Annotated in this window: 4 protein-coding genes, 1 tRNA gene and 3 pseudogenes; 3 read left to right on the forward strand and 5 right to left on the reverse strand. The window is 69.6% G+C overall.

The window, feature by feature from the left end; translation table 11 throughout:
- From rraA to QZV72_RS08015, 3 genes are all read left to right on the forward strand, one after another.
- Nucleotides 1-352: ribonuclease E activity regulator RraA (rraA, locus tag QZV72_RS08005; RefSeq protein WP_297007068.1), on the forward strand; the 352-nt coding region annotated here is incomplete at its 5' end.
- 64 nt (nucleotides 353-416) lie between these two features.
- A tRNA-Pro gene (locus QZV72_RS08010) sits at nucleotides 417-490 on the forward strand.
- Nucleotides 491-810: 320 nt separating this feature from the next.
- Entirely contained in the window at nucleotides 811-1,905 is a 1,095-nt protein-coding gene (locus QZV72_RS08015; RefSeq protein ID WP_297007072.1) for a hypothetical protein, read from the forward strand.
- Here the strand turns inward: QZV72_RS08015 and QZV72_RS08020 are convergent.
- The 5 genes and pseudogenes from QZV72_RS08020 to QZV72_RS14915 all read right to left on the reverse strand — a co-directional run.
- Nucleotides 1,877-2,209 carry a transglutaminase family protein gene (locus QZV72_RS08020; RefSeq protein WP_297007076.1) on the reverse strand — a complete coding sequence of 111 codons (333 nt, stop codon included), beginning with the start codon at nucleotides 2,207-2,209 and terminating at the stop codon, nucleotides 1,877-1,879. The two genes, QZV72_RS08015 and QZV72_RS08020, sit on opposite strands and share 29 nt — an antisense overlap.
- A gap of 86 nt (nucleotides 2,210-2,295) precedes the next feature.
- Nucleotides 2,296-2,379, reverse strand: a pseudogene (locus QZV72_RS08025) (transglutaminase N-terminal domain-containing protein); the annotation flags it as partial.
- A gap of 18 nt (nucleotides 2,380-2,397) precedes the next feature.
- The gene (locus QZV72_RS08030; RefSeq protein ID WP_297007083.1) at nucleotides 2,398-2,928 is read right to left on the reverse strand and encodes an alpha-E domain-containing protein; all 531 of its coding nucleotides are present in this window, start codon (nucleotides 2,926-2,928) and stop codon (nucleotides 2,398-2,400) included.
- Between the two features lie 269 nt (nucleotides 2,929-3,197).
- Nucleotides 3,198-3,332 (reverse strand): annotated as a pseudogene (locus QZV72_RS08035) (circularly permuted type 2 ATP-grasp protein); the annotation flags it as partial.
- A gap of 67 nt (nucleotides 3,333-3,399) precedes the next feature.
- Nucleotides 3,400-4,283: pseudogene (locus tag QZV72_RS14915) on the reverse strand (circularly permuted type 2 ATP-grasp protein); the annotation flags it as partial.
- Nucleotides 4,284-4,380 lie beyond the last annotated feature (97 nt).

Here is a 4,380-nt window from a genome sequence, read left to right on the forward strand (position 1 = left end):
CCTGGTGAAGAAGACCCTCCAGGAGGACAACCCGGGCGGCGTGCTCGTCGTGGACGGCGACGCCTCGGTCCACACCGCACTGATGGGTGACATGATCGCCGAGTTCGGTGTGGAACACGGCTGGTCCGGGGTGATCATCAACGGGGCGATCCGTGACTCCGCCGCGGTCGGCGGCATGGAGTTCGGGTGCAAGGCACTGGGCACCAACCCGCGCAAGTCCGCCAAGGACGGCGCCGGTGAGCGTGACGTGACCGTGCGCTTCGGTGGCGTGGACTTCGTCCCCGGGTACATCGCCTACGCGGACGCCGACGGTGTCATCGTCTCAGAATCTCCGGTGTCACCTGCCGATTAGCGCAACTGAATCCGGGTGTTGTAAGCTTTTGCCCGTTCGCAAGTGAGCAATCACTGCGGATGGACGGACTGTGGCGCAGTTTGGCAGCGCACCACACTGGGGGTGTGGGGGTCGCAGGTTCAAATCCTGTCAGTCCGACAGATGCCCCGCCCCGGCGGCCCACAAGGCCACCGGGGCGGGGTTTTCGTGTTCCCGGGGAAGGCAGGACCCCACGTCACCGGTTCCGGGGTCCTACAGATGTCCTACGTCACCGGGACGGTCCCGGACTGGCAGGGGTCCTCGTCAGATGGCAGGGGCAATCCTCGCCCGGTTCGTTGAATCCGGATTTGCCCCTGCCACGGGGCAGGAACCCCTGCCACCCCGGACAGTGCCCTGCTACAACACGAGACACCCTGCCGTGATGCACCGGACCATGTACCGGGAGGTCCCCGGACCCGGCGGGTACCCTGGGCCGCACCATGGACCGGACCGACCGCACCCCCGACTCACCCGACTCCCCCGGCACCGACCACTGGCTGCTGCGCCACCCGACCCTCGGCGCCATCGAGGTGGCCACCGGCACCGCGGACGCCCTCGGCACGGTCGACCCGGGATTCCCCGGCGCGCCGGGCCGGACCACGTCGGGCACGGACGGCCCCACGGGAGACAGCGGAGGCACCGGAGCCAGCGGCGGCAGCGGCGGCAGTACCGACGGCAGGAGCACGGCACGCCGGGCACGCAGGGACAGCCGGAGGCCCGGGTCCCCCCGGCTGCTCGTCCGGATCGACGGCACGGTCGTCGCCCGGTGCCGGTCACTGGCGGACGTGAAGATCGACCTGTCCCCGGACGTCCTCACCGATCCCGCGAAGCACCCCGGTCCCGGGGAGTACGGTCACCCCACCGCGATCTCCGCCCCCATGCTGGTCATCGGCAGTGACTGGTCCGACCAGTGGGTCCGGGCCGTCACGCTGAAGGCCGGCGGGGACGTCGTCGAGTTCGACGCCCCGGCCGGGTCCCGGGCGGAGAAACGTCAGCAGGGGATGGAACGCTCTGCGGTGAAACGGTGGCTGTACCCGGTCCTCGGCGGGATCGGGAAAGGCGGCTGGGCGCTGGCCGTGCTGGTGCTCGGGCCGCTGCTGGCCCGGATCCTCGACCCGCTGTGGCGGTGGCTGGCGTCCCTGCTGCCGGACTGGCACGTCGACTGGCCGGAGATCCCCTGGCCGCACGTCGACTGGCCGGAGATCACCCTCCCGTCGGTACCGTGGCCCGACATCGACTGGCCCACGGTCCACCTTCCGTGGATCGTCGATCTCGCCCTGGACTACACGAAGGTGTGGGTCCCGGTCCTGCTCGGCATCGGGGTCGGTGTCACGGCGGTGCGCAACGGCAGGAGGTCCCGTGAGAAGAAGGCGCAGTGGCGGGACCGGGAGCGGGAGCGGACCGCCGCCCGGGTCGACGCCGCCCGGACCGATCTCGCCCGGGCGATGCGGGCGGCCGTCGACCGGGGCGGGGCCGACGCGCCGCGGAACCGGGGCGGCGGGGAAGTCACCCCAGACGCGTCATCCGGACGGTGACGAAGAGCTCCGAGACCGCCTGCCCGGAGAACATGCCCTTCAGCGGCGGGACGTCGGAGTACTCCCGGGCGGTCCCGACGATGACGTGCAGTTCCCCGGGGACGATGTCGTTGGTCGGGTCGAAGCTGTACCAGCCGTTGTTCTCCCCGCCGTTGAACCACTGGACCCAGGCGTGGGACTCCGCGTCCACCGTCTCCCCGATCTCCGCGTCCTTCTTCGGCAGGACGTAGCCGGAGACGTACCGGGCGGCGATCCCGACGGCGCGCAGGGCACCGACCATGATGTGGGAGAAGTCCTGGCACACCCCTTTGCGGGCGTCCCAGGCCTGTGCGGCGGTGCCGGTGACACCGACTGTTCCCGGATGAGCTGCTGGGCGGTGTAGATCGGGGTCATGCGGATCTCGTTGAAGGAGTCGGTGACCGGTGCGGAGTAGTTGTAGCCGGTGGTGTGGACGATACGCAGTGTCGTTGTCATGGTGTTTTCTTCATCTCCCTACTTCTCGTGCCAGGTGGCCGACAGGGCACCCTCGAAGTACCGTCGGCTCAGTGCCTGGGTCGCCGCGGCACCGGTCTCCTGGACCAGCTGGGTGAGCTCACCGAGCTGGTCCATGGCCTCGTTGGGCTGCATGTACTCGATCCGGGCGCTCATCTGGCCGAGGAGCCGCTGGGCGTCGTCCCCGAACCCGGAGCGCAGGGTCGTCGGGTCCAGCGCGGAGAGGCAGTCCCGTGCCCCGTCGAGGCAGAAGATGATCGACCGGGGGCACAACCGGTCGCGCAGCAGGAAGTCGACCGAGGTGGTGAGGGTGTCCTCCTGGCCGCGGGACATGACGAAGGACTGCTGGGCGCCGATGATCCTCGAGCAGTGGTCGTGGCCATCCCGGCAGGCCGGAGGCGGCCTCAGGAGCTCCAGGCGGCCGGACGCGACCTTGCGGTACGCGCGGTTGATGGCCTTCCAGGACGAGGTGGTGAGGATCTCACGGGCCCGGCGGGCGGAGTCACGGCAGTCGGACAGGGCGGCGACCATCGACTGGGCGGAGTCCGGGTCGGTTCCCGGCTGCGACCAGACCTCCCGGGAGCCGGCCCGGGGGTCAGTGGCGCGCCCAGCGGGCGGCGCAGTTCCGTGCCGGACGAGGAACTGTCGGCCTCGGTGGACAGTCCGAGGTTGACGGTGAGGACGCGGGCCTGGTCGGATTCCGGGCCGGTGAGGCCGGCGGAGATGACCCAGGTGTCCTTGGACCCGCCGCCCTGGCAGGAGTTGACGATCATCTGCCCCTCCTGCAGGGCGACCCGGGCCAGTCCACCGGGCATGACCCACATGTCCTCGCCGACGTTGACGACGAAGGGACGCAGGTCGACGTGCCGGGGCTGCATGCCCTTGTCCGGGGTCATCGTCGGCACGGCGGACAGCTGGACCAGGGGCTGGCCGATCCAGCCGCGCGGGTCGGCGAGGAGTTTCCCCCCTCGCCGCCGCCAGCTCCTTCCTCGAGCGCATCGGGCCCATGACGATGCCCTTGCCGCCGGAGCCGTCGACGGGTTTGACGACGAGTTCGTCTATCCGGTCGAGGACCTCCTCGCTGGCCTCCGGGTCCTCCAGCCGCCAGGTGTCGACGTTGGGGATCAGAGGTTCCTCGTCGAGGTAGTAGCGGATGAGATCGGGCACGTAGCTGTAGACGAGTTTGCCGTCGGCGACGCCGTTGCCCACCGTGTTGGCGATGGTGACGGTGCTGTTGGCCTGGGCGGAACTTCACCGGATCGGGGGTTCGTCGTCCACCCGCCGGTAGATGACGTGCACCTGTTCCAGTCCGCGGGTGGCGCGCAGGAAGACCACCCCGTGGCGGACCACCATGTCCCGGCCCTTCACCCGTGGCACGCCCATGGTGCGGGCGAGCACGGGGTACTCGAAGTAGGCGGAGTTGTAGACTCCGGGGTCAGCACGGCGATGCGTGGGTCCGGTACACCGGGCGGGACAGCCCTGGCCAGAGCGGCATGCAACCGGGCAAGATAGTCGTCGAGGCGGGCGATGTTGTACCGGCGCACCGCCTCGGGCGGGAGGCGGCGGTGGCCTGCCGGTTGGTGAGGACGTAGGAGACCCCGGAAGGGGACACGGGCGTTGTCCTCGAGGACGCGCAGGTCCCCATCCCCGTCACGGATGGGGTCGACACCTGTGACGTGGATACGCACCCCGTCGGGTGGTTCGTAGCCGGCGACGGCACGGCAGAAGTTCTCCGAGGTGGTGACCACGGACCGGGGGATGACCCCGTCGGTGAAGACGCGGCCGGGCCCGTAGATGTCGGCGAGGAAGGCCTCGAGTGCCCGCACCCGTTGTTTGAGACCGCGTTCGGTGCGTTCGAACTCGGCATGTTGGATCAGCCTCGGCACGATGTCGAGGAGGAAGGGTTCCTCCTGCCCTGCGAAGTCGAAGGTGACACCGGCGTCAAGGTACCTGGAGCTCAGCTAGTTGACGCGGGAGCACAGG

Source organism: uncultured Corynebacterium sp., from assembly GCF_902782855.1.
Taxonomy (GTDB): Bacteria; Actinomycetota; Actinomycetes; order Mycobacteriales; family Mycobacteriaceae; genus Corynebacterium.

Bases quoted from the DNA above. Each gene is read 5' to 3' on its own strand.
- QZV72_RS08015 (WP_297007072.1), top strand. From the start codon at position 811: ATGGACCGGACCGACCGCACCCCCGACTCACCCGACTCCCCCGGCACC.
- QZV72_RS08030 (WP_297007083.1), bottom strand. From the start codon at position 2,928: ATGGTCGCCGCCCTGTCCGACTGCCGTGACTCCGCCCGCCGGGCCCGT.